This window comes from Glycomyces sambucus, assembly GCF_900102815.1.
Classification (GTDB): domain Bacteria; phylum Actinomycetota; class Actinomycetes; order Mycobacteriales; family Micromonosporaceae; genus Glycomyces; species Glycomyces sambucus.
In genome coordinates this window covers 84,967-108,571 of record NZ_FNGF01000003.1, presented here as the reverse complement: position 1 = coordinate 108,571, position 23,605 = coordinate 84,967, and the positions used below count along the sequence as shown (strand labels likewise).

The 23,605-nt window shown below is 70.6% G+C and carries 20 protein-coding genes; 12 read left to right on the top strand and 8 right to left on the bottom strand.

The genetic code is table 11. From position 1 onward, the window contains the following. Window positions 1–37 precede the first annotated feature (37 nt). From BLS99_RS10255 to BLS99_RS10245, 3 genes are all read right to left on the bottom strand, one after another. The gene (locus BLS99_RS10255; RefSeq protein WP_091048217.1) at window positions 38–1,798 is read right to left on the bottom strand and encodes a glycoside hydrolase family 6 protein; all 1,761 of its coding nucleotides are present in this window, start codon (window positions 1,796–1,798) and stop codon (window positions 38–40) included. Between the two features lie 406 nt (window positions 1,799–2,204). Continuing rightward, window positions 2,205–3,629 (bottom strand): glycoside hydrolase family 6 protein, encoded by a 1,425-nt coding sequence (locus tag BLS99_RS10250; RefSeq protein ID WP_091048214.1) that lies wholly within the window; start codon window positions 3,627–3,629, stop codon window positions 2,205–2,207. A gap of 439 nt (window positions 3,630–4,068) precedes the next feature. Further along, window positions 4,069–4,284 carry a BldC family transcriptional regulator gene (locus BLS99_RS10245; protein WP_091048212.1) on the bottom strand — a complete coding sequence of 72 codons (216 nt, stop codon included), beginning with the start codon at window positions 4,282–4,284 and terminating at the stop codon, window positions 4,069–4,071. Window positions 4,285–4,510: 226 nt separating this feature from the next. Between BLS99_RS10245 and BLS99_RS10240 the strand changes: the two genes are divergently transcribed. The 3 genes from BLS99_RS10240 (at window position 4,511) to BLS99_RS10230 (ending at window position 10,020) form a co-directional block, all read left to right on the top strand. After that, complete coding sequence (locus tag BLS99_RS10240) at window positions 4,511–4,984, top strand: Lrp/AsnC family transcriptional regulator (protein ID WP_091048207.1); 474 nt, start codon at window positions 4,511–4,513, stop codon at window positions 4,982–4,984. After that, window positions 4,971–6,041, top strand: coding sequence for an L-cysteine desulfhydrase Cds1 (cds1, locus tag BLS99_RS10235; protein WP_091048202.1), 1,071 nt, complete (start codon window positions 4,971–4,973; stop codon window positions 6,039–6,041). Before BLS99_RS10240 ends, cds1 begins: the two co-directional genes overlap by 14 nt. Before the next feature lie 256 nt (window positions 6,042–6,297). Beyond that, window positions 6,298–10,020: a rhamnogalacturonan lyase family protein gene (locus BLS99_RS10230; RefSeq protein ID WP_091048199.1), complete on the top strand. Its 3,723-nt coding sequence runs from the start codon at window positions 6,298–6,300 to the stop codon at window positions 10,018–10,020. A 41-nt stretch (window positions 10,021–10,061) separates the two neighbouring features. On the opposite strand, the gene BLS99_RS10225 is transcribed toward BLS99_RS10230, so the two are convergent. The 3 genes from BLS99_RS10225 to BLS99_RS10215 all read right to left on the bottom strand — a co-directional run bounded on the left by BLS99_RS10225 (window position 10,062) and on the right by BLS99_RS10215 (window position 12,258). Continuing rightward, a complete protein-coding gene (locus tag BLS99_RS10225) occupies window positions 10,062–10,985 on the bottom strand; it encodes a YihY/virulence factor BrkB family protein (RefSeq protein ID WP_091048195.1) in 924 nt (307 codons plus the stop codon). 37 nt (window positions 10,986–11,022) lie between these two features. Then, the gene (locus BLS99_RS10220; protein WP_091048191.1) at window positions 11,023–11,481 is read right to left on the bottom strand and encodes an RrF2 family transcriptional regulator; all 459 of its coding nucleotides are present in this window, start codon (window positions 11,479–11,481) and stop codon (window positions 11,023–11,025) included. 108 nt (window positions 11,482–11,589) lie between these two features. Further along, window positions 11,590–12,258 carry a FadR/GntR family transcriptional regulator gene (locus BLS99_RS10215; protein ID WP_091048185.1) on the bottom strand — a complete coding sequence of 223 codons (669 nt, stop codon included), beginning with the start codon at window positions 12,256–12,258 and terminating at the stop codon, window positions 11,590–11,592. Window positions 12,259–12,549: 291 nt separating this feature from the next. Between BLS99_RS10215 and BLS99_RS10210 the strand changes: the two genes are divergently transcribed. The 9 genes from BLS99_RS10210 (at window position 12,550) to BLS99_RS10175 (ending at window position 21,367) form a co-directional block, all read left to right on the top strand. Next, on the top strand, window positions 12,550–13,842 hold the full coding sequence (locus BLS99_RS10210; RefSeq protein ID WP_218126406.1) for an MFS transporter: 1,293 nt from the start codon (window positions 12,550–12,552) through the stop codon (window positions 13,840–13,842). A 104-nt stretch (window positions 13,843–13,946) separates the two neighbouring features. Continuing rightward, entirely contained in the window at window positions 13,947–15,881 is a 1,935-nt protein-coding gene (locus BLS99_RS10205) for an acetoacetate--CoA ligase (protein WP_245712212.1), read from the top strand. A 223-nt stretch (window positions 15,882–16,104) separates the two neighbouring features. Then, on the top strand, window positions 16,105–16,752 hold the full coding sequence (locus tag BLS99_RS10200) for a TrmH family RNA methyltransferase (protein ID WP_091048182.1): 648 nt from the start codon (window positions 16,105–16,107) through the stop codon (window positions 16,750–16,752). 310 nt (window positions 16,753–17,062) lie between these two features. Beyond that, entirely contained in the window at window positions 17,063–17,221 is a 159-nt protein-coding gene (locus BLS99_RS26165; RefSeq protein WP_176953298.1) for a hypothetical protein, read from the top strand. Between the two features lie 13 nt (window positions 17,222–17,234). Further along, on the top strand, window positions 17,235–18,098 hold the full coding sequence (locus BLS99_RS10195; RefSeq protein WP_091048179.1) for a PH domain-containing protein: 864 nt from the start codon (window positions 17,235–17,237) through the stop codon (window positions 18,096–18,098). Between the two features lie 253 nt (window positions 18,099–18,351). Further along, window positions 18,352–18,897 (top strand): SigE family RNA polymerase sigma factor, encoded by a 546-nt coding sequence (locus BLS99_RS10190; RefSeq protein WP_091048175.1) that lies wholly within the window; start codon window positions 18,352–18,354, stop codon window positions 18,895–18,897. After that, on the top strand, window positions 18,894–20,081 hold the full coding sequence (locus BLS99_RS26160) for a hypothetical protein (protein ID WP_091048171.1): 1,188 nt from the start codon (window positions 18,894–18,896) through the stop codon (window positions 20,079–20,081). The genes BLS99_RS10190 and BLS99_RS26160 overlap by 4 nt, the downstream gene beginning before the upstream one ends. A gap of 75 nt (window positions 20,082–20,156) precedes the next feature. Beyond that, on the top strand, window positions 20,157–20,789 hold the full coding sequence (locus tag BLS99_RS10180; protein WP_245712211.1) for a MarC family protein: 633 nt from the start codon (window positions 20,157–20,159) through the stop codon (window positions 20,787–20,789). Between the two features lie 23 nt (window positions 20,790–20,812). Continuing rightward, window positions 20,813–21,367, top strand: coding sequence for a hypothetical protein (locus BLS99_RS10175; protein ID WP_091048168.1), 555 nt, complete (start codon window positions 20,813–20,815; stop codon window positions 21,365–21,367). A 112-nt stretch (window positions 21,368–21,479) separates the two neighbouring features. On the opposite strand, the gene BLS99_RS10170 is transcribed toward BLS99_RS10175, so the two are convergent. Then, window positions 21,480–21,710 (bottom strand): hypothetical protein, encoded by a 231-nt coding sequence (locus BLS99_RS10170; protein ID WP_091048164.1) that lies wholly within the window; start codon window positions 21,708–21,710, stop codon window positions 21,480–21,482. A 120-nt stretch (window positions 21,711–21,830) separates the two neighbouring features. Continuing rightward, window positions 21,831–23,510 (bottom strand): DEAD/DEAH box helicase, encoded by a 1,680-nt coding sequence (locus tag BLS99_RS10165; RefSeq protein ID WP_245712210.1) that lies wholly within the window; start codon window positions 23,508–23,510, stop codon window positions 21,831–21,833. Between the last annotated feature and the right edge of the window lie 95 nt (window positions 23,511–23,605).

Here is a 23,605-nt window from a genome sequence, read left to right as displayed (position 1 = left end):
GACACCGGGCCCGCGTCTCTTGCTGGTCGGCCGGTCGTCAGTTCACCGGCGGGTACGCGTTCTCCAGCAGCTCCTGGAACTGCTCCGAGGACCAGTGGCCGGAGAGCGGCATGTCGTCGCGGGCCCCGGAGGGGTTGTTCCCGTTGCGGATGTTGCCGCCGTAGTCCGGGTCGCACATCTCGTCGAAGCCCTTGCCCTCGTCGTTGGGGATCTCCTCCGAGGCGCCGTCGGACTCGCCCGGGGGCTTGATCCAGACGTAGGCGTCGATCCACGGCTCGGGGTCGGCCTGCGGGCGCTCACCGAGGCCGGCACCGGCCTGGTTGCACCAGTTGCCCTTCTGGTACCGCTGGTCGATGCGGGACTCGTCCACGAAGGTCACCGGGTTGGTCGAGGTCGAGGTGCCGGTCGGGCGGTAGTCGCCGCCCCAGCCGTTGCGGCTGGTGTCGATCAGCATGCCGATGTCGTCGTTGAACCCGTTGGCGATGAGCTCGTCGCGCATGGCCTCGGTGAAGTCCTTCTCGTTGTTGAAGTCGTTCCAGTCCACCCACGGGAGGTTCGGGTTCTGGTTCAGCGCCTGGCCGCCGACGTTCTGGTTGACCGCCCAGTAGGGCTCCTCCAGCGCCGAGTAGTTCGCGGTGTTGGAGATGAAGCCGTGCACGTCGTCGGCGGTCATGCCGTTCTCGCCGATGAGCGAGCCGAAGAGCTCGGCCGCGGCGAAGAAGTTGTCGTACTGCGGGTTCGTGTCGCCCCAGCCGATCCAGCCGTGGTGGCCGGCGTCGATGTAGTTGTACGTGTTCGGCAGGGCGCCGAGCTCGGCCGTCGCGTACGAGACGCCGTCGACGTAGTTGCCGTTGGCCTTCATCGTGTCGCAGTTGGCGACCGCGGTCGCGCGCGGCGAGACGTTGGTGACCAGGTTCGGCAGCGAGTCGATCTCGATGACGTTGACGATCTTGAGGTCCGCGTACTTGGACTGGCTCATGATGTCGACGATCGGGTCGATGTACTCGTTCTTGTACTCGGCGATCTCGGTCGCACCGAGCTCGCCGTTGGAGGCGAGGGCGGCGCAGTCGCGGCCGGGCAGGTTGTAGATGACGATCTGGATGACGTCGGCGCCCTGGGCGACCGCCTCGTCCAGGTGGTCCTCCAGGCCCATCGAGCCGGTGGTCGGCGAGCTGTTGCCGTAGATCGCGCTGGTGCGGTCGAGCCACACGCCGGTGGGCTCGTCGGCGATCGCGTCGCCGCCGGGCTCGGCCGCGGCGCGGTCGGACCACTGCGGGTTCACGTAGACCTGGGCGCCGGTGTAGGGGTTGTCGACCTTGTCGCCGCCGCCGGGGTTGCCCGGGTCCTCGGAGGTCGGGGGCTCACTGGTCGGCGGCTGCGTGGTGCCGTTGCAGAGGTCGCCGTTGATCTTGAACTGCGTCGGCGTCGCGGAGGAGCCCGAGCCGATGAAGCCGAAGACCTCGCGGCTCTGGCCGGAGGCGATGGAGCCGTTCCAGCCGACGTCCGAGCCCCGGAAGGTGGTGCCGCTCTGGGAGTGGCTGACGTTCCACGCGCTGGAGACGCTGGTCCCGGAGGGGAAGGTCCACTCGATGTCCCAGCCGTTGATGGCCTCCTGAGCGGTGATCGTGACGTTGGCCTGGAAGCCGCCGCCCCAGCTGCTGACGACCTTGTAGTCGACCTTGCAGCCTTCTTCGGCGAGTGCCTGGTTCGCCGAAGCGAAGGTGAGCCCGGTCGCGGCGAGCGCGGCGACCGCGACACCGGCGATCGCCAGTCTCCTTCTTCGTCGAGGTACTTGCATGTTCGATGTCCTTCGGGGTCGATGGGCGGCCCGATGGCAGCCCGGAACGGGTGTCCATCGAGGGAAGCGCTCCCAAGATGTGCATTGATAATCTCCGATATATGGATGGACTGTCAAGAGGGTCGCCAGGATATTTCACGCATGAACGCTCCCGGGCCACCGCTTTCACGGATGACCGGGCGACCGGCAAGCGCTTGAATCAGTGAAAACGCTCCCGCGCTCACTCGAAGGGTCGCTTAGAAAAACTTCGCTGCCCGGACGCCTCTGAGGCGGGCGTCTCGGAGCGGTCCCGGCCGTGCCGGACGCGCGGAAGCGGGGCCGCGCATCTGCGCGGCCCCGCTTCCGGAGCGGAGTGCCGGTCCGCCCCGCCCGCCCGCGGCGGGTGGTCGATCGCCCGGTCCGCCCGCTAGTCCAGCGGCGGGTAGGCGTTCGCCAGGAGCTCGGCGAACTGCTCGGAGGACCAGTGGCCCGACAGCGGCATCTCACCGCGCGCGCCGCTGGGGTTGAACCCGTTGCGGATGTTGCCCTCGTACGCGGGGTCGCACATCTGGTCGAAGCCCTTGCCCTCGTCGTTGGGGATCTCCTCGGAGGCGCCGTCGGACTCGCCCGGGGGCTTGATCCACACGTACGCGTCGATGCCCGCCTCGGGGTTCACCTGCGGCCGCTCGCCGAGCCCGGCGCCGGCCTGGTTGCACCAGTTGCCCTTCTGGTACCGCGGGTCGATCCGCGACTCGTCCACGAACGTCACCGGGTCCGTCGAAGTGGAGGGGCCGGCCGGGCGGTCGGGGCCGCCCCAGCCGTTGCGGCTGGTGTCGATGAGCATGCCGATCGACTCGTCGAAGCCGTTCGCCACCAGCTCGTCCCGGAACGCGGTCGAGAAGTCGATCTCGCCGTTGAAGTCGTTCCAGTCCACCCACTTCACGTTCGGGTTCTGGTTGAGCGGCTGCCCGCCCACGACCTGGTCGACCTCCCAGTGCGGCTCCTCCAGCGCCGAGTAGTTCGCGGTGTTCGTGATGAACCCGTGGACGTCGGCGGCGGTCATGCCGTTCTCGCCGATGAGCGAGCCGAACAGCGCCGCGGAGGCGTTGAAGTTGTCGTACTGCGGGTTGGCGTCGCCCCACCCGATCCAGCCGTGGTGGCCGGCGTCCAGGTAGTTGTAGGTGTTCGGCAGGGCGCCGAGCTCGGCCGCGGCGTAGGAGACGCCGTCGACGTAGTTCCCGTTCGCGAGCATGGTGTCGCAGTTGGCGGTCGCCGTCTCCCGCGGGGAGACGTTGGTGACCAGGTTCGGGAGCGAGTCGATCTCGATGACGTTGACGATCCGCAGGCCGGCGTAGGCCGGGTCCGACTGGATCTCGACGATCGGGTCGATGTACTCGCTCTTGTACCGGTCGATCGCGTCCGCGGGGAGCTCGCCGTTGGAGGCGAGCGCGGCGCAGTCGCGGCCGGGCAGGTTGTAGATCACGAACTGGATCGCGTCCGCGCCCTGCGCCAGGGCCTCGTCGAGGTGGTCCCGCACGCCCATGGAGCCGGTGGTGGGGGAGTCGTTGCCCTCGATGGCGCTGATCCGGTCGAGCCACACGCCCGTGGGCTGGTCCGCGATCGCGTCGCCGCCCGGTTCGGCCGCCGCCTGCGCCGACCACTGCGGGTTGACGTAGACCTGGGCGCCCTCGTAGGGGTTGTCGACCTTGGCCTGGGCGGCCTCGACCTCGCCGGGGTCCGGCTCCTGCGCGCCGGCGGCGGTGACCGCCAGGCCGCTGACGGTGGCCACCGCGGCGGCCGCGGCCGCCAGGGCGGCGAGCCGCCGGGGTTGTCGTCTGCTTCGGTTCGTCATGTGCCTTCCCTTTGCTCGACGTGTGTTCGAACGACGGCGTCGTCGAACGTCGATGCCCGGGTGCGGCTCCGCGTGTACCGGGTGCCCACGGAAGCGCTCCCAACATCACATCGAAGTTTGCCTATGTATCAGTGTGATGTCAAGGGGTCTGCGACCGGAGAATCCGGAAAAGTCAGATTGGCGGCTTAGATGGCGACTCAGGGTATTGATCCGGCTTCAAAGAGTGGGCAATTGCCCTAAATGGAACAAATCCACTCCGATGTGGATCGATCCCGGCCGAATGCGGCCCGCGGAATCGCGCTCGAATCCGGGCACGCGAAAAAGCCGGTCCGTGCGCGCGTCCCCCCTCGGCCCCCGGGGCCGTGGTGCGCTGCGCTGGACCGGCTTGTGCCAGGCAGGTCTGCGGTCGCCTCGTCGCGACCCCGCGGTCGGAGCCGCGCTACGACTGGGCGTTGCCCGATTCGAACGTGGCCTGGGCTCCGGCGTCCCCTTCGAGCAGGGCCCGGACCTCTGACTCGCGGAACCGACGGTGGCCGCCCGGTGTGCGAATGCTCCCGATCCGGCCGGCCGCCGCCCACCGCGTCACCGTTTTCGGATCGACGCGGAACAGCGAGGCGACTTCGCCGGGTGTGAGTAGGCGGTCCTCGGTCTCCATGATTTCTTCCTCCCCGTGATGAAGACTCACTTCGTGCGTTAAACCCATTACACCACTATTCAGTCAAACCTGCCATGAGTTCTTGGACATACTTTCGGTCGGTAGGTATTGCCTGAACGTACCACGCGTATGTCAACGGCGCTCTGAGCTGATTCCGGCGCTCTAGGAGTTCCCGGGTATGAGGTAGGCACAAGACCCAAGGAGTAACTCCCGTTATCCTCGTGTAGTGGACGAGATCGACCGGACCATCGTGAACCTGCTGCGCGCCGACGGGCGCACCTCTTACGCCGAACTGGCGCGCAGGGTCGGCCTCACCGCGCCTTCGGTGCAGGACCGCGTCGTCAAACTGGAGCGCAACGGCGTCATCGCTGGTTACAAGGCGGTCATCGACTCCGAGGCGATCGGACTCGGGATCACCGCCCTTATCGGTATCATCCCTGACAATTCCGCCGACCACCTGGACATCTGCGAACGCCTCCGCGCCATTCCGCAGATCGAGTCGTGCTATTTCCTCGCCGGGGTCGAGTGCTACCAGCTCAAGGTGCGCGTCCCCAAGATGGGCGACCTCGAACGCCTGATCCATCGCGTCGGCGCGATCCCCGGCGTCGCCCAGACCCGGACCACGATCACCCTCTCCACCAAATGGGAGGACCGCCCGCAGCCGATCCCCGAGGACGGGGACGGCCATGGAGTCGGTTGACCGCACCCGCGACAGGCTCTGGACCAACTGGGCGATCACGACCGTGGAGGCCGACGCGAACCGCTCGGCCGACACCCACCTGCTCCCGTTCCCCCTCCCGCCCGAGTGGGGCGTCGACCTCTACCTCAAGGACGAGTCGGCCCACCCGACCGGCTCGCTCAAGCACCGCCTCGCCCGCTCGCTGTTCCTGTACGCGGTCTGCAACGGCTGGATCGACGAGGGCACGCCGGTCATCGAGGCGTCCAGCGGCTCCACGGCCGTGAGCGAGGCGTACTTCGCGCGGATGCTCGGCCTGCCGTTCACCGCCGTCATGCCCGAGTCCACCAGCCGGGCCAAGATCGCCCAGATCGAGTTCTACGGCGGCCGGGCCCACCTGGTCCGCGACCCGGCCGCGGTCTGCGCCGAGGCCGAGCGCCTCGCCGCCGAGACCGGCGGGCACTTCATGGACCAGTTCACGTACGCCGAGCGGGCCACCGACTGGCGCGGGAACAACAACATCGCCGAGTCGGTGTTCGAGCAGATGCGCCTGGAGCGCCACCCCGTCCCGGCCTGGATCGTGGTCGGCGCGGGCACCGGCGGCACCTCGGCCACGATCGGGCGGTACGTGCGGTACCGCAGGCACGAGACGAACCTGTGCGTGGTCGATCCCGAGCACTCGGCGTTCTTCTCCGGCTGGCGCGACCGCGACCCGAAGGCGGCGAGCGACCGCGGCTCGCGCATCGAGGGCATCGGGCGCCCGCGCGTGGAGCCCTCGTTCATCCCCGCGCTCGTCGACCGCATGGTCAAAGTGGACGACGCCGAGTCGATCGCCTGCATGCGCTGGGCCTCCGAGCGCCTGGGCCGCAGCCTCGGCGGCTCCACCGGCACCAACCTCGTCGCCGCCCTCGCCCTCATCGCCGAGATGCGCGAGGCCGGGCGCGGCGGCAGCATCGTGACGCTGCTGTGCGACTCCGGCCGGCGCTACGGCGCCACGTACTTCGACGACGACTGGGTCGAGTCCCAGGGCATCGACCTCGCCGCGGCGGCGGAGCGGCTGGCGCCGCTGCTGCCGGCCTGACCCGTTCGGGTGACGGCGGCGCCGCGGGAGGCGTTTTCTGTCGCTCCCCAGGGGGAGGCTGGCGGGTGTACTGCCCCGGGGAGGGTGGGGATTCCCCACAGGTATCGACATGTATTGACATTCGGCGGTCCACTCGGTAGCGTCCCCGGAGTAGTAAACGCTTGCCCTCGCAGTCTCCAGCTTGATTGAAACGTTTCATTCATGCTGCTTGCCGGGCCGGTACCCTCCTCTCACTACGGAAGTGAACATGAGGCCCATGACTCCTCCATCCCGGTGGCGCCGCGCCCTCGCGCTCGCCGCCGCCGGGGCCACCGCCCTCGCGGGCGTCCTCGCCGCGGGCGCCCCCTCGCAGGCCCAGGACGACGACGGCATCACCGTCTACCTCGCCTCCGACTCAACCGTCCAGACCTACGACCCCTACTACGAGCCGCAGGCCGGGTGGGGCCAGGTGATCGACCGCTACTTCGACGAGAGCGTGACGATCGCCAACCACGCCATCGGCGGCCGCTCCTCCCGCTCGTTCATCGAGCAGGGCCGCCTCGACGCGATCCTGAGCGAGATCCAGCCGGGCGACTACCTGTTCGTCCAGTTCGGGCACAACGACGCCACCGTCTCGGTCCCCGAGCGCTACACCTCGCCCGACGACTACAAGACCTACCTGCGCGACTACTACATCGCGGGCGCGATCGAGAAGGGCGCCGTCCCCGTCCTCGTCACCCCGGTCTCGCGCCGCAGCTTCGACGCCGCGACCGGTGAGTTCAACGTCTCCTTCCCCGAGTACGTCGAGAAGGTCCACGAACTCCACGAGGAGACCGGCGTCGCGATGGTCGACCTCTCGGCCTCGTCCCGCGCGTACCTGAACGAGATCGGCCCCGAAGAGGCCAAGTCGGTGTTCCTGCACGTGCCTGCCGGGGTCTACCCGAACCGGCCCAGCGGGACCGTCGACGACACCCACTTCCAGGAGTACGGCGCCATCCAGATGGCCCGCCTGGTCGCCGAGGAGACCGCCACCCTCGGACTCCCGTTGAGCGGGCACGTGGTCGACGTCGCGCCCCCCGCCGACGTGCCGGCCGCGCCGGGCGGCCTCGTCGCCGCCACCGTCGCCAACGCGAGCATCACCCTGAACTGGACCGAGCAGGCGGATGCGGACATCTACCGCGTCTACGTGCGCGAGCCGGGCGGCGAGTGGCGCCTGGGCACCACGGCCACCGTCGGGGTCGGCCGCGTCGCGGGCCTCGCCGAGGAGACGGCGTACGAGTTCGCCGTCGCCGCCGTGAACGGCCGCGGCGAGTCCGCGTACTCCGACACGCTCACCGCCACCACCGCGACCGCCGGGTTCAAGTACGACTTCGGCCCCGCGAGCCAGACCGTGGCCCCCGGCTACACCGAGGTCAACCGCGGCACCGCGTACGACGCCGCGAAGGGCTACGGCTTCACCACCGACATGTCCACCGCGATCGACCGCGACCGCGGGGTCGCGACCGACCCGCTCGGCAGCGACTTCGTGGCCTGGTTCGGCGGCTCCTACGACTTCGCGGTCGACGTCGCCGACGGCCTGTACACCGCCCGCGTCCACACCGGCGACTACGTCGGCTCGGCCCGCTCGAACCTGAAGTTCGAGGGGATCGACTACGGGGCGGCCAACGCCGGATCGCGGACGATCCTCACGAAGGACTTCGAGGGGATCGTCGTCGAGGACGGGCAGCTCAACCTCAACGTCTCCGGCCAGACCGGGCACCTGAACGGCCTGGAGCTCACCAGGATCGGCGACGTGCCCGGCTCCGGCACCGAGGGCCCCGACGAGCCGTGCGCCGACTGCGCCGCCCGCATCGAGGACCTCGACCGGGCCCCGGTCGCGGTCGCCTCCGAGGGCGGGAACTACCTGTCCTGGCGCCGCCTCGCCACCGACCCCGAGGGCACGGCCTTCAACGTCTACCGCGACGGCCGGCTCATCACGCCCGAGCCGACCGCGCTCACCAACCTCACCGACGACGGCGGCACCGCCAACGCGACCTACTGGATCGCCACGGTGCGGGGCGGCGTCGAGACCGGCTACTCGGCCGCGTTCGCGGTCTGGGGCGACCAGTACGTGGACGTCGACATGGAGCGGCCCGCGGGCGGCACCACCCCCGACGGCGTCGCCTACGAGTACCGGCCCAACGACGCCACCGTGGCCGACCTCGACGGCGACGGCGCCTATGAGCTGATCCAGAAGTGGGACCCCTCGAACGCGAAGGACAACTCGCAGGCCGGCTACACCGGGAACGTCTACGTCGACGCGTACACGCTCGACGGGGAACGCCTGTGGCGCATCGACCTCGGCGTGAACGTCCGCGCGGGCGCCCACTACACCTTCCTCACGGCCTACGACCTGAACGGCGACGGCAGGGCCGAGGTCGCCCTCAAGACCGCCGACGGCACCGTGGACGGCACCGGCGCCGTGATCGGCGACGCCGCCGCCGACCACCGCAACTCCGGCGGGTACGTCCTCACCGGACCCGAGTTCCTCACCGTCTTCGACGGCCTGACCGGCGCGGCGATCCAGTCCGTCGACTTCCAGCCCGACCGCGGCGCGGTCACCGACTGGGGCGACGGCTACGGCAACCGCGTCGACCGCATCATGGCCGCCGTGGCCTACCTCGACGGGAACACGCCGTCGCTGGTGACCACCCGCGGCATCTACACCAAGATGGAGCTCACCGCCTGGGACTGGGACGGCTCGCAGCTGGAGCAGCGCTGGGCGTTCCGCTCCCAGGACTGGGGCGCGCAGTACTCCGGCCAGGGCAACCACAACCTGTCGGTGGCCGACGTGGACGCCGACGGGCGCGACGAGATCGTCTACGGGTCCCTGACGCTCAACGACGACGGGACGATCCTCCAGTCGGCGGGCCTGGGCCACGGCGACGCGCTGCACGTCGCCGACCTCGACCCGTCCCGCGAGGGCCTGGAGGTCTTCAGCCCCTTCGAGTCCATGAGTGCCTCCGGGAACCGCGCCGCGGCCTTCCGCGACGCCGAGACCGGCGAGGTCCTGTGGTCGGTGCCGGGCACGCGCGACACCGGCCGCGGCACCTGCGGCGACATCGACCCCGGCTACGCGGGCGCCGAGTGCTGGGCCGCCTCGGCCACGGGCGCCTGGAACTCGCGCGAAGGCGAGCTGCGCGCCGCCGACGGCACCCTCATCGGGACCGCCATCCCGTCGGCGAACTCGATGGTGTGGTGGGACGGCGACCTCGGCCGCGAGATCTTCGACCACGAGTTCGACGAGCCCTCCTACACGCCGGTCTACCCGTTCATCGCCGAGTGGGACCCCGCCACGGGCACCCAGGAGGAGATCTTCACCCCCGAAGGCGTGCAGACGAACAACGGCACCAAGGGCAACGCGGTCCTCACCGGCGACCTGCTCGGCGACTGGCGCGAGGAGGTGGTCCTGCGCAAGGAGTCGAACGACGGCGTCCGGATCTTCACCACGACCGTCCCCACCGAGCACACGATCCCGACGCTCATGCAGGACCCGCAGTACCGCCTCGGCATCGCCTGGCAGAACATCTCCTACAACCAGCCGCCGTGGCCGAGCTTCTTCCTCGGCTTCGGCATGGACGACCCCGCGTGGCGCCCCGTCGCCGCCGAGGCCACCCGCGACGCCGCCGCCGCACCGTACGCCACCGGCTCCTGCGAGGTCGACTACCGCGTCGCCGCCGACTGGGGCACCGGCTTCGTCGTCCAGATCAAGGTCACCAACACCGGTGCCTCGGACATCGACGAATGGGACCTGCGCTGGAGGTCCGGCGGGGTCGAGTCCGTCCTCTACGACTGGGGCGGCGAGATCGCCATCGACGGCGGGGCCATGGCCGCCGACCCGGCGTTCTGGAACTTCCCTCTGCAACCCGGCCGCACCAAGCAGATCGGCTTCCAGGGCACCGGCGACCCCGCCGACCCCGGCATGTTCCTGATGAACGGACAGGTCTGCGCCACCGCGTAACCGAACTGCGGCAAACGGCCCGGGCGTTCGCGTCCGGGCCGTCACCATTTTCCGGAGGGCTTGTACAGGCGGCCGTGCCCGTTGGGGATGCGCTCGCGGTCGTACAGGTCGATCGCCTTGCCGCGCAGAGAGGTCGCGGTCCAGGCCGCGGCCAGCAGCAGCATCGCGTCGAACAGGTACAGGAACACCAGCAGGCCGACCGCGGTCGTCACCGCCTGGTACGCGGGCCGGTCCGAGACGTGGAGGACGTAGATCCGGCCCACGGTCTTGAGCAGCTCCATCCCGACCGCCACTGTCAGCGCCGCCCAGACCACCCGCCGCAGCGGCATCACCACCCGCGGCAGGGCCTGGAGCAGCACCGCCGCCAGGATCGCGTTCGCGATGAGGCCCACCACGACCGACACCGAGCGCACCAGCGGCGCCCAGTTCCCGGTCGCCTCGTCCCAGTGCAGCCACGCGAGCACGATCTCCGCGCCCGCGGTGGCGCCGATGGTGATGAGCAGCAGCACCGACACCCCGACGAGGATGCCGAGGTCGATCGCCCAGCGCAGGAACGGGTTCCCCGGCTGCGCGTCGAGCCCCCACACCACCCGGATCGACGCCCGCACCGACTGCACCCACGCCACCCCGGCCACGACCAGCGCGATGGCCGCGAAGATCGTCACCGACTTGCGCGAGCTCTCCAGCACCCCGATGTCGATCACCGGGAGGTTCGTCGAGAGCCACCGCTCCACCGAGTTGTAGATGTCGGGGGAGTTGAGCAGGTAGCCGAAGATCGCGAGCGCGAGCAGCGACATGGAGAACGCGGCGAAGAACGCGTAGTAGGAGATCGCGGCCGCGAGCTGGCCGCCGTGGACCTCGCCGTAGCGCTCGCCGGTGCGCCAGGCGTGGTCGACCAGGTTGGACCGCCTGCGGGAGGACAGGAGCACCCGGTCCCACCAGGCCCCCAGGTCAGGGAACTTCACGCTCCGATTCTGGCAGAGGCCGCGGCGCGGCGCTCGCTCAGTCGCGGATGACCCACGCGTCGGGGTCTTCGAGGAGCTTGGTGACCGAGGTCGGGAGGTCGTCGGCGGCCACGGAGGCCAGCGAGACCGATTCGAGGATGTTGCGCTCCGAGACGCGCAGCGCGATCCACACGTTGGTGAGGGCCGCGGCGGTGCCGGTGTAGGAGACCTGCTCGGGGCGTTCGCCGCGGACGCCCACGAGGGGGCCGTCGACGGCGCGGATGACGTCGGCGAGGCTGATCTGGTCGCCGGGCTTGGCGAGCTGGTGGCCGCCCTCGGAGCCGCGCTTGGACGAGGCGATGCCGCCGCGGCGCAGCTGGAGCAGGATCGACTCCAGGAACTTGCGGGGGATGGCCTGGTCCTCGGCGATCTGCTCGGCCGACACCCACCGGTCCCCGTACCCGGCCATGGCGACGGCGGCGCGCAGGGCGTAGTCGACGCGGGCGGACAGGCGCATGGGGACTCCTCTCGGTGCCGCCGGTTCGGGCGGCAGTATCGACTCTATCTCTAGGGCCGCTGCGGTCCGGCCGTTCGCGGTCCCGCTGTGAGGCGGGCGCGCGGCGGTTCAGTCGTCGACGAGCAGCCGGAGGTACGCGGCGGTCTCGGCGGCGGCCAGGTCGGCGTCGCCGGCGATGATCGCCTCGATCGCGCGGGTGTGGTCGATGTGGGGCTCCTCGGCGAGGACCGGGCCCAGGCCGGCGCGCACGGTCTCGCGCAGCGACTCGGCGAGTTCGGAGTACAGCTCGGCGAGGAGCTTGTTGTGGCTGGCCTCGGCGACGGCCTGGTGCAGGGCGATGTCGGCGGCGACGAACGACTCGGTGTCGCCGACCTCGTGGGTCGCCTCGCGCTCGGCCAGGAGGATGCGCAGGCGGGTGATGTCGGCCTCGGTGCGGCGGTGGGCGGCGAGGCGGGCGGCCTCGACCTCCAGGCCGCGGCGGACCTCCATGGCGTCGGAGGCGGGGCTGGCGGCGATGCGGCGGCGGACGGCGGCGGTGACCTCGCTGCGGCCGACGACGAACGTCCCGGCCCCCTGGCGGATCTCCAGGAGTCCGGCGTGGGCGAGGGCGCGGACGCCTTCGCGGATGGTGTTGCGGCCGACGCCGAGGAGCTCGGCGAGTTCGCTCTCGGTCGGGATGCGCGATCCGAGGCCCCACTCGCCGTCGCTGATCTGCTGCCGCAGCTGCTCGATCACCTGATCGACGAGGGCGGACTTGCGTGTCGACTGCAATGCCACTGGCGGACCTGACCTTCCCGGATCGCGGCCATGGCTTGCGGGGGCCCGCCATGGGGGGTGTGCGTGTTTCCTGACACTAGAAGGATTAAAGCAGACAGCCGTCGCGATACCGTTGACAGGCCGTCAATTCATCCCATGAATTGACTCGATTCTATCCCGGCTGCTGAGGCCCCTTGGCCACTGCCGTGAATCGGTTCAGCCACGATCCGCCGGTGCTCCTCCCGGCGGTTATGAGAGCGATTGCCGGCACCTGCCCACCGCGAACACCCCGGCCTCGAAGGAGCCGTCCCCGTGACGACCGACGCCAGCGCCAGCCCGCCCGAGAGCGGCCTCGCCGAGGAGCTCGAGCACCCCGTCCCGCCGCCCGCGGCCGAGATCGCCGACCCGCTCCCGGGCCGCGCCGCCGTCGCGGCCGGCTGGATGCTCGTCGCCGGGGTCGTCCTCGCCGCCTTCAACTTCCGCACCGCCGTGACTAGCGTCGGCGCGATCCTCGCGGAACTGCGCGAGGGCCTGGGCATGTCCGAGGCCGTCGCCGGGCTCCTCACCACCCTCCCGGTCCTCGCGTTCGCCGGCCTCGGCGCGCTCGCCCCGCGCCTGGCCCGCCGCTTCGGCCCCCGGATGCTCCTCACCGGCGCCCTGGTGGTCATGAGCGCGGGCCTCGTCGCACGCGCGTACGCACCGGGCACCGTGCTGTTCCTGCTCTTCAGCCTGTTCGCGCTCGCGGCGGGCGCGATCGGGAACGTGGCGGTCCCGGTCATCGTCAAGCGCTACTTCCCGAACCGCATCGGGGTCATGACCACGCTGTACTCCACGACGCTCGCGGTCGGGACGGCCGTCGCGGCGGCCGCGACGGCGCCGATCGAGCACCTGGCGGGGGACTGGCGGATCGCGCTGGCGGCGTGGGCGCTGCCGGCGCTCATCGCGATCGTGCCGTGGCTGCTGTGGCGCCCGGCCCCGGCCGCGGCGGGCGCGAACCCGGTCGCGCACCTGCCCGGGGCGGGCCGCTCGCGCCTGGCGTGGATGATGCTGCTGCTCTTCGGCGCGCAGTCGGCCATCGCGTACATCCTCATGGGCTGGACGACGACGATCCTCGCCGCGGACGGCATGTCGGCGGCCGCGGCCGGGTCGATGCTCGGCCTGCTGACGCTGGTGCAGATCCCGGTCTCGGTGGCGGTCCCGATCCTCACCGTCCGCTGGGGCCCGCGCCCGACGTTCCTGGTGCTCATGGCCTGCTACCCGCCCGCGATCGCGGGGCTGTGGCTGGCGGGCGGCGGCCCGCTCACCTGGCTGTGGATGGTCCTGTTCGGCGTCGGCACCTCGGTGTTCCCGCTGATCCTGACCCTGTTCGGGCTGCGGGCGCGGACCCCGGCCGGGACCAGCGCGCTGTCGTCGTTCGCGCAGTCGGGCGGGTACCTGCTGGCGGGGTCCGGTCCGCTGGCGGTCGGGTGGGTCTACGGGTTGACCGCCTCGTGGGCGGTGCCGTTCACGCTCCTGTCGGTGCTGACGCTGCTGCTGTTCGTGACGGGCCTGTTCGTGACGCGCGAGCGGTACATCGAGGACGAACTGGGACAAGCGAATCCGTGAGTCCAGACAAATGCGTGCAAACGATCCCCCGCGGGCGGGCCCGAACCTGAGCCGTGCCACGATAGTGCTGTGGACCACAGTGCGGTGGAAATCGGGAGGCGATCGTGACCAGCGAGGTGTTGTGGCTGCCGCGCCCTGACGCGGTGGAGACGACGAACATCGGCCGCTTCGGGCAGTGGCTGTCGCGCCGGGAGGAGCGGGACCTCACCTCGTACCCGGCGCTGTGGCAGTACTCGGTCGAGCGACTGCGACCGTTCTGGGGCGCGGTCTGGGAGTACTTCGGCCTGGGCGCGACGGTCCCCGAGCACCGCGTGCTCGCCGACGAGACCATGCCGGACACGGTCTGGTTCCCCGACGAGGCCTTCAACTACGCGCGGGCCGTCCTCACCGCCCCGGGCGTGGGCGAGGACGACGTCATCGTCCGCGCCTACTCCGACACCCGGCCCCCGGTCGAGTGGACCCTCGCCGACCTGCGCGAGCACGTCGCCCGCGCCCGCGCGGGGCTCGTCGCGCACGGGGTCCGCCGCGGCGACCGCGTCGCGGCGTGGATGCCGAACATCCCCGAGACCTTCGCGCTCATGCTCGCCTCGGCGAGCCTCGGCGCGGTCTTCTCCTCGTGCGCCCCCGAGTTCGGCGCCAGAGCGGTCCTCGACCGCTTCGCGCAGATCGAGCCGAAGGTCCTCGTGGCCGTCGACGGCTACCGGTACGGCCCCAAGGCGGTCGACCGCACCGAGGACGTGCGCCGGGTCGTGCGCGGCCTCGAAGGGCTCGGCTCGCTCGTGGTCCTGCCGTACCTGGACCCGGACGCCGGGGGCGAGGTCGAGGGCGAGACCTGGGACCGCTTCTGCGCCTACGACGAAGGGGTGGCCTTCGAGCCGCTCACGTTCGACCACCCGCTCTACATCCTCTACTCCTCGGGCACCACGGGCCTGCCGAAGGCGATCGTGCACTCGCACGGCGGCATGGCGATCGAGCACGCCAAGATGCACTCGCTGCACCACGACCTCGGCGTGGGCGACCGGTTCTTCTGGTACTCCACGACCGGCTGGATGATGTGGAACTACCTGGTCTCGGCGCCGATCGTCGGCGCGGGCGTGGTCCTGTTCGACGGCATGCCCGACCCGGCCGGCATGTGGCGCCTCGCCGAGGCGTCCGGCACCACCTACTTCGGCACCAGCGCGCCGTTCCTCATGGCCTGCCGGGCCCGGGGGATCAAGCCGTCCGAGGAGGCCGACCTCTCGCGCCTGCGCGGCATCGGCTCCACGGGCGCCCCGCTCCCGGCGGTCGGCTTCGACTACGTGTACGAGTCGGTGAGCCCCACGGCGCAGCTCCAGTCCCTGTCGGGCGGCACCGACCTGTGCACCGGGTTCATCGGCGGCGCGCCGACCGTCCCGGTCTGGCGCGGCGAGCTGTCGTGCCGGTGCCTGGGCGCCGACGTGCAGTCCTTCGACCCCGAGGGGCACGCGGGGATCGGCCGCGAGGGCGAGCTCGTCATCGCCTCCCCGATGCCCTCGATGCCGGTGGGCCTGTGGGGCGACCCGCTCAAGCACCGCTACCGGGACACCTACCTCACCGACTTCCCCGGGATCTGGCGCCACGGCGACTGGATCACCATCACCGACCGCGGGTCCGCGGTCATCTCCGGGCGCTCGGACGCGACGCTGAACCGCGGCGGGGTCCGCATGGGCACCGCCGAGTTCTACGCCGTCGTGGAGGGCGTCGAGGGGGTCGCCGACTCGCTCGTGGTCCACCTCGACGACCCGGGCCAGGACCGCCTCCTCCTCTACGTCGCGCTGCAGGAGGGCGTCGAGCTCGACGAGGACCTGCGCCGGCGCATCGTCGCGGCCCTGCGCGAGCAGCTGTCGCCGCGGCACGTCCCCGACGAGGTCCGCCAGGTGCCCGAGGTGCCGCGGACCCTGAGCGGGAAGAAGGTCGAGGTGCCCGTGAAGAAGATCCTCAAGGGCGTCCGGCCCGAGGAGGCCGTCGCCCGCGACGCCCTCGCCAACCCCGACGCGCTCCGCGCGTTCCTGCGCGCCTGATCCCGTGCGGCTGGGACGAGTGGAACTCGGAGTGACGTGGGGCCACTGGTAACCCGGTTTCCTTCTGCGGCAAGGGAATTCAAATGGGTGTGTGCCCAGTCGCAGACGTGGGGTCGTTAGTATGTTTCGTGTCGCCCCGGTCGGTTTCCCCCGTAGCCGCCGGGGCGGCGCTCTGCCTCCGGCGCTCCCGTCCGCGGCCCGCCCGCCCGGGCCCTGTGCTCCAATGGTCCGCGTGAACGAAGAGGACGCGGTGGAGGTCGGGGTCGGGCCCTGGGAGGGGCCGCTCCCCGAGGGCGACCGGTACGACCCGGACCTGCTGCGCGGCGGCGACCGCCGCAACGTGGTCGACGGCTACCGCTACTGGACCCGCGAGGCCATCGTCGCCGACCTCGACGAGCGCCGCCACGACTTCCACGTCGCGATCGAGAACTGGCAGCACGACTTCAACATCGGCACCGTCGTGCGCAACGCGAACGCGTTCCTCGCCTCCGCCGTCCACATCGTCGGCAAGCGCCGCTGGAACCGCCGCGGCGCGATGGTCACCGACCGCTACCAGCACGTCGAGCACCACGCCACCGTCGAGGACTTCACCGCCTGGGCCCGCGCCGAGGGCCTGGCCGTCGTCGGGATCGACAACCTCCCCGGCTCGGTCCCCATCGAGACGGCCTCCTTGCCCCGCAAGGCGGTCCTGGTCTTCGGCCAGGAGGGCCCCGGACTGTCCGAACCGGTCCGCGAGGCGTGCGCGATGGTCTGCTCGATCACCCAGTTCGGATCGACCCGCTCCATCAACGCCGGGGTCGCCAGCGGGATCGCCATGCACGCCTGGGTGAGGGAACACGTGTTCGGACAGGGCCCCCGGTCTCACTCCTGATCGTCCAGTGTCGGATACCTGACGCTTCCCTGGGGTTCACGAGGGCGATGCGCCTACATTGAGCCAAGGGAACGTGACTTGGGGTAAGCTCGCCGATGTCATAAGCGAATAGGTTATTCCGCTGGTAGATAGGCGGAGTCGGGCAAAAGTGGAACGATGTCGTTACACTGATCCCCGGCGAACGGCCCCTCGGTTCACGCCGCCGGAGCCGCTCACAAAACTGAAAGCCGAGTCATACTCGTACGGTAGACTCGTGCCAGCCTGCGCCAGACGAACGATCGGCCAGGACCCTTTGACGGGAGGGGTGAGGATGTTGAAGAAGATTCTGACCTGGGGCGGACTTGCGTTCCTAGTATTCTTTGTGGCCTTCAGGCCCGACGAGGCCAGTGGCGTCGTAGGTTCGCTGGCAGGCGGAATCCTCGATGCCGCAAATGGTTTCGCGGCGTTCTTCACGAACCTCGTGACCTGACGTCGGCGGATCGATGACCGATTCCGGTGCAGGCGGCTCGGGGGACAAGAAGGACACCGAGCCGCTGGAACCTCCCAGCCCCCGCGCCCCGTCCGACGGCCCCGCCCCGGGTGCCGCCGAGTCCCCCACGCGCGAGTTCCCCGCTTTCGAGCAGCACAGCCCCCCGGGCGTCGCCACGCCCGGTCCGCCCGGAGGCGCCCCCGCTGCCGCCGCCGGCGACATCGACGGCGTCCGCTACGACGACAGCCCCGCCGGGGGCCTGCTCTCCGGCGTGCGCGCCCCCGCGGTCCCGGACGTCCCGTCCCCGATCTCCGCCCGCTACCTCTTCCCGACCGAGAAGTACCGCGGCGAGTGGCGCCGCCACTGGGTGCACCTCATGCCCTGGTACATCATCGGCACCCTCTCGACCTTCATCATGGGCCTCGCCTCCGGCATGCTCACGAAGTGGGACAACGAGAACCGCGACACCGCCCTGTCGGTCACCGTCATCGTGTGGCTGCTCATCCTCGGCTTCGTCGGCTGGAAGATCCTCGACTGGTACATGGACCGGTTCATCCTCACCAACAAGCGGATCATGCTCATCCAGGGGGTCATCACCCGCTCGGTCGCCATGATGCCGCTCGGCCGCGTCACCGACATGAAGTACTCGCAGACGCCGATGGGCCGGATGCTCAACTACGGCGAGTTCATCATCGAGTCCGCCGGCCAGGACCAGGCGCTGCGGAACGTCCCGCACCTGCCGAACCCCAACGAGCTCTACCTCCAGATGTGCGAGGAGATGTACGAGCCCGAGGCCGTCGACGAGCGCATGGCCGAGCCCGAGGAGGACCTCATCCCCGAGGAGGAGGCCGTCCCGGCCAAGTCCGACGGCACCTGACCTCCCTTCCCGCCCGCAACCGTCACCACCGCACCCGCCGGCCGCCGCCGGCGGGTGCTTCGCGCCGAGCGCCCCATGGCGCCCGTCTCGTGGCATGAATCCGGGAGGCGGCGGGTTGCAGATACTTCGTATACTCGCCTTTGCACCAACCCTCGGTTGCCGATGACACCCATCTTTTGGCAGAATTCCGCCCTGCGGGGCAACTTTCCACCGGGGGTACGTCGTCTGTTGTTCGGACCCCCCAGGGAGACGCGTGAGCGAGGTCAAATCGTCTCAGGACGAGGAGTTCCGCGAGTACGTGGCGGCGCGCTCAGCCGCGCTCCACCGTGCGGCGTATCTCCTCACGGGAAACTGGGCGACAGCGGAGGACCTGGTGCAGACGACGTTGACGAAGACCTACCTGGCGTGGAGCCGGATCAGGACGACTGATTCGATCGACGCCTACGCGCGCCGCATCCTCTACAACACCAACGCCTCCTGGTGGCGCAAGCGGTCCAACCGCGAGAAGCCCACCGAGGTCTTCGAGGACCGGGCCGACCTCTCCCGCGACTTCACCGAGCACGCCGCCGTCCGCGACGCCATGTGGCGCCACATCGCGGTCCTCCCCAAGCGCCAGCGCGCGGTCCTCGTCCTCCGCTACTACGAGAACCGCTCCGACGCCCAGATCGCCGAGATCCTCGGCATCTCGATCGGCACCGTCAAGAGCCAGGCGTCCCGCGCCCTCGCGGGCATGCGCAAGCGCCTCGGCACCCCCGCGTCCGCACTGGGCGTCGCGATGGAACCGAGGGAGGCTGCGTGAACGGGGACATCGAGGCCCTCCTGCGCAGCGGGCTGGCCGAGCAGGCCGAGCGCGCGCCCGCGACGGTCGACGACCCCGCCCTGGCCGACCTCGCCATCGCCGGGGCCCACCGCATCCGCCGCCGCAGGCGCGCCGCCGCGGGCGCGACCGGCGCCGGCCTGCTCGTGCTCGGCGCGGGCGCGTTCGTGCTCCAGCCGCTGCTCGCGACCGAGGACCAGGGCCAGCTCGCGGCCGACACCAGCACCAGCGAGGTCCGCAACGAGCTCGGCATGGAGTTCCTGATCCAGGACGACGAGGGCTACCAGGTCATCAACGACGACGGCGACCGCGTCGCCCTCGTGGACTACGCCCCCCAGGACGTCTACCGCCTCGCCGACGCCTACCTGGTCGTCTCCGCCGAGGAGCAGACCACCGAGCTGATCGGCCTCGACGGCGCCGCCGGCCGCGGTATGAGCTGGCCCTCCGAGATGACCTACAACGTCGTCAACAGCGAGGCCACCCAGTTCGCGATGGTGACCTCGAACGCGGACTACACCGAGGAGTCGTACGCGATCAACGACGCGGTGATCGCCGACCGGACGACCACGATCGAGTTCACCACCAACTTCGAGCTCACCCTCGCCGACTGGTCCGCCTCGACCACCGTCTTCACCGCCGACCTGTGGTCGACCACCGCGGGGCAGGAGAAGCGCTGGTTCTTCGACGAGCAGTACTCGTGGAACCTTGAGTCGGTCGGCTACGCCGGGTACCAGTCCGCGGTGATCCTCGACCAGCAGGACCCGTCGTTCGTGTGCGTGGCCGACCTGGAGCCCGGATCGGGGCTCGCGCAGGTCGGCGAGGACTGCGGCCGGGTCGACTCCCCGTTCGTCCAGGAGGCGCTCGGCGCCGCCGCGGTCGACGAGGCCGCCGCCGACCTCGTGGACACCGCCGTCGCCGAGTTCTCCGGCGAGGGCACGCAGATCTACGCCGACTCCGAGCCCGCCGACCTCGGCGACTACGAGGACCAGTACTACCAGGCCGAGTACTCCCAGCTCGACCCGAGCGGGCGCTGGGAGCTGAGCTACAGCCGCGGCGACTCGACGTGGATCCTCGTCGACTACACCGGGGACGACCCGGCCGTGTCGATCCTGACCCCGCCCGAGGGCGCGGTCATGCCGGTCCTCGACTGCCGGCCCCCGGAGTGACCCCGGTCTGAGCCGCACGTAACAGGAGCGGCCGATTCGGCGGCTGTGACCTGGCGGACTTGACATACTCGCTGCGTGGGTGGAACCGAGTACTTGCTGACCGTCATGGTGACGCTGTTCGTCATCATGGACCCGCCCGGCATCGTGCCGATCTACCTGGCGCTGACCGGGACCATGGACAAGCGCGAGCGCAACCGGGCGGCGCTCCAGGCGACCCTGCTCTCCCTCGGGGTGATCTCGCTGTTCGCCCTGCTGGGCCAGCAGATCATCTCGTACCTCCACATCGACCTCGCCGCGCTCCAGGGCGCCGGCGGGCTCCTGCTGCTGCTCGTCGCCCTCCAGCTCCTCACCGGCAAGGCCGACGACCCGAACGAGGCGGCCACCTCGAACATCGCGCTCGTGCCGCTGGGGACCCCGCTCCTGGCCGGGCCCGGCGCGATCGTCGCGGTGATCCTGTTCGTGAAGCAGGCGCCGTCCCAAGGGGACTACCTGTGGATCGCGCTCGCCATCGTGGTGATCCACTTCCTGATCTACCTGGTGATGCGGTTCTCGGGGCTGCTGGTGAAGATCCTGCGGCGCGGCGGCATCGAGGTCCTGACCCGCATCGCGGGCGTCCTGCTCGCCGCGATCGCGGTGCAGCTCATCGCCGACGCGGTCATGAGCTACGCGGCCCTGTTCGAAAGTTCACCCGGCGCTACCGGTTGGTGATCGCTTTAGGGTTCAATGAACCCATGACGACAGTTCTCGACCTGCCCCTGCACCCGCTGGCCGTGCACGCGCCGATCATCCTCGAGGCGCTCCTGGTGCTCCTCGGCGCCGGCTACCTCTTCGTCCCGCCGCTGCGCCAGCGCGTCGGCTGGGCCGCGGCGCTCCTCGTGCTCCTCGCCCCCGCCTCGGTCTACGGCTCGATCTTCACCGGCGAGCAGTTCGCCGACTTCACCTACGGCGCCGGGGAGTGGCCCGACCCCGTCCAGCAGCACCACGACAACGCGTACTGGCTCCTGTGGACGCTCGTCGCCCTCGTCCCGGTGTGGTTCCTCTTCGCCGGGCTCGACCGCGGCCGCCGCGCCGCGCTGCTGCGCAACGGCGACGCCCCCAAGCCCGCCCCCACCGAGGACGGCGAGACCGCGTCCACCGGCTCCGACGACCCGGCCGCGGCCGGGCGCAAGGTCATCATGTTCATCCTCGGCGCGGTCGCCCTCGCGCTCCTGGGCCTGGCGGCCTGGTGGCTCTTCAAGACCGGGCACACCGGTGCCGACATGGTCTGGGGCGGCGTCGTTCAGTAGCAGCGCTGTTCAGTAGAGCCCTCGTTGAGGAGCGCCGCTCGGCGAAGCGCGCCTCGCGACACGCATGCGGAAGCCCCCGCACCCGATCCGGGTGCGGGGGCTTGCGCATCGTCTAGAACTCCACGAGTCCGATGATGAGGACCGCGAACATGAGGGCCACCGAGACCAGCGTGAGCCACTGGGTCACGAGGCGGGCCCGCTGCTCGGCCGCGTCGATCGCGGCGTGGTCCTGCGGCGGGAGCCGGCGCGGCGGCCCCGTCAGGGCCACCGCCTCGACCCGCCAGCCCGGAGGCGGCGGGACGTTCACCGGCGGGCCCTCGTAGGCGGGCTGCTCGTCGCTCATGAGGAGAGCCTAGCGCCGGACGCGCGCGGGCGCCTCCGCCGTCCGGACGCGGAACGCCGCGGGCGGTGTCCCTCGATCGAGGGACACCGCCCGCGGCGTTCCACTGCTCAGCGCGGTGCGCTAGTCCTGCGCGGGAGCGGGCCGGTCGTTGCCGCCGGTCGGGCGGCGCCGGCGGCGGCGCCGGCGGGCGGGGGCGTCCCCGTCCGCGTCGGCGGACTCGCGCGGCGCCTGCTCGGTGCGGGGCGCCGACGCGCGCGGCGCGCTGTCCTCGTCGGTGCGGATGCGGCGGCGCTGGCGGCTGCGCGGGGCGTCCCCGCCCTGGTCCGCGTCGGACCGCTGCTCGCCGTCGCGCTTCTCGGGGCGCTCGGAGGCGCGCTCAGAGGTGCGCTCACCGCGACGGCCCTCGCCGCGCCCGCGGTCGCTCTCACCGCGGACGCGGCCGCCTTCACGGCCCCCGTCGCGTCCGCCGCGCCCGCGCGGGCCGCCGCGTCCGCGGCCCTTCTTGCGCGGCTCGCCCTCGACGTTCTCCTCGCGCTCGGCGCTCAGGCCGTCGCGCTTGCGGAGCTCGCTCGGGAGCGCCGGCGGGGCGCCCTCGGGGATGTCCAGGTCGGAGTACAGGTGGTCGGAGGTGTGGTAGGTCTCCAGCGGGTCGCCCAGGTCGAGGCCGTTGGCCTTGACGATGATCTTCCAGCGGGGCAGGTCCTCCCACGTCAGGAACGTGACGGCGATGCCGGTCGCGCCCGCGCGGCCGGTGCGGCCGATGCGGTGCACGTAGGTCTCGGCCTCTTCGGGCGCGTCGAAGTTGATGACGTGCGTGATGTCGGGGACGTCGATGCCGCGCGCGGCCACGTCGGTCGCCACGAGCACGTCGATCTTCCCCGAGCGGAAGGCCCGCAGGGCCCGCTCGCGCGCGTTCTGGCCCAGGTCGCCGTGGACCGAGCCGACCGCGAAGCCGCGGAAGTCGAGCTCGTCGGCGACCTTCTGGGCGGCGCGCTTGGTGCGGCAGAACATGATGGTCAGACCGCGGCCGTTGGCCTGGAGGATGCGGGCGGCGACCTCGATCTTGTTCATCGCGTGGGTCATGTAGACCAGCTGCCGGGTGTTGTTCGCGGCCTCCAGGTCGGGGGCGCTCACGTCGGCGGCCACGGTGATCGGCCGGTTCATGTGGCGGCGCGAGAGCGACATGATCGTGTCGGGCATCGTGGCCGAGAACAGCATGGTCTGGCGCTGCTCGGGCAGGAGCTTGAGGATCTTCTCGACGTCCTCGGAGAACCCGAGGTCGAGCATGCGGTCGGCCTCGTCGAGGACGCAGTGCGCGATCTTGTTGAGCTTGATGTGCTTCGACTTGTAGAGGTCGAGCAGGCGCCCGGGGGTGCCGACGATGATGTCGACGCCCGCCTTCAGCGCCTCCACCTGGGGCTCGTAGGCGCGGCCGCCGTAGATCGGCAGGACCCGGATGGAGCGGGTCTTGCCCGCGTCCTCGAGGTCGCGGGCCACCTGGAGGCCCAGCTCGCGGGTCGGGACCAGGATCAGCGCCTGGGGGAGCCCGTCGGAGCCCTCCTCGGCGGAGGTGATCCGGTCGATGATCGGGAGGCCGAACCCGAAGGTCTTGCCGGTGCCCGTGGGGGCGCGCCCGATGATGTCGGAGCCCCGCAGGGCGATGGGGATCGCGTACTCCTGGATCGCGAAGGCCCGTTCGATGCCAAGCGCCGCAAGCGCTTCTACGGTCTCTTCCCGAACGCCCAGGGCTGCGAAGGTCGGCCCGTCGTTGTGGGGCCGGTCGTTGTTCAATTCGTTCACTCTGTTCACCTCGTGGCGGAGGACGTCACCAGATCCGGGGAACTCGGCGCCACATATAGTCTCGTTACACAGCGGCGACGACCGCCGGATTCGGT

Excerpts from the sequence above, each read along its gene's own strand:
- BLS99_RS10195 (WP_091048179.1), top strand. The coding sequence starts at position 17,235 with ATGACCGATTCCGGTGCAGGCGGCTCGGGGGACAAGAAGGACACCGAG.
- BLS99_RS10200 (WP_091048182.1), top strand. The coding sequence starts at position 16,105 with ATGGTCCGCGTGAACGAAGAGGACGCGGTGGAGGTCGGGGTCGGGCCC.
- BLS99_RS10220 (WP_091048191.1), bottom strand. The coding sequence starts at position 11,481 with ATGCGCCTGTCCGCCCGCGTCGACTACGCCCTGCGCGCCGCCGTCGCC.
- BLS99_RS10250 (WP_091048214.1), bottom strand. The coding sequence starts at position 3,629 with ATGACGAACCGAAGCAGACGACAACCCCGGCGGCTCGCCGCCCTGGCG.
- BLS99_RS10230 (WP_091048199.1), top strand. The coding sequence starts at position 6,298 with ATGACTCCTCCATCCCGGTGGCGCCGCGCCCTCGCGCTCGCCGCCGCC.
- BLS99_RS10170 (WP_091048164.1), bottom strand. The coding sequence starts at position 21,710 with ATGAGCGACGAGCAGCCCGCCTACGAGGGCCCGCCGGTGAACGTCCCG.
- BLS99_RS26165 (WP_176953298.1), top strand. The coding sequence starts at position 17,063 with ATGTTGAAGAAGATTCTGACCTGGGGCGGACTTGCGTTCCTAGTATTC.
- BLS99_RS10255 (WP_091048217.1), bottom strand. The coding sequence starts at position 1,798 with ATGCAAGTACCTCGACGAAGAAGGAGACTGGCGATCGCCGGTGTCGCG.
- BLS99_RS10245 (WP_091048212.1), bottom strand. The coding sequence starts at position 4,284 with ATGGAGACCGAGGACCGCCTACTCACACCCGGCGAAGTCGCCTCGCTG.
- BLS99_RS10175 (WP_091048168.1), top strand. The coding sequence starts at position 20,813 with ATGACGACAGTTCTCGACCTGCCCCTGCACCCGCTGGCCGTGCACGCG.
- cds1 (WP_091048202.1), top strand. The coding sequence starts at position 4,971 with ATGGAGTCGGTTGACCGCACCCGCGACAGGCTCTGGACCAACTGGGCG.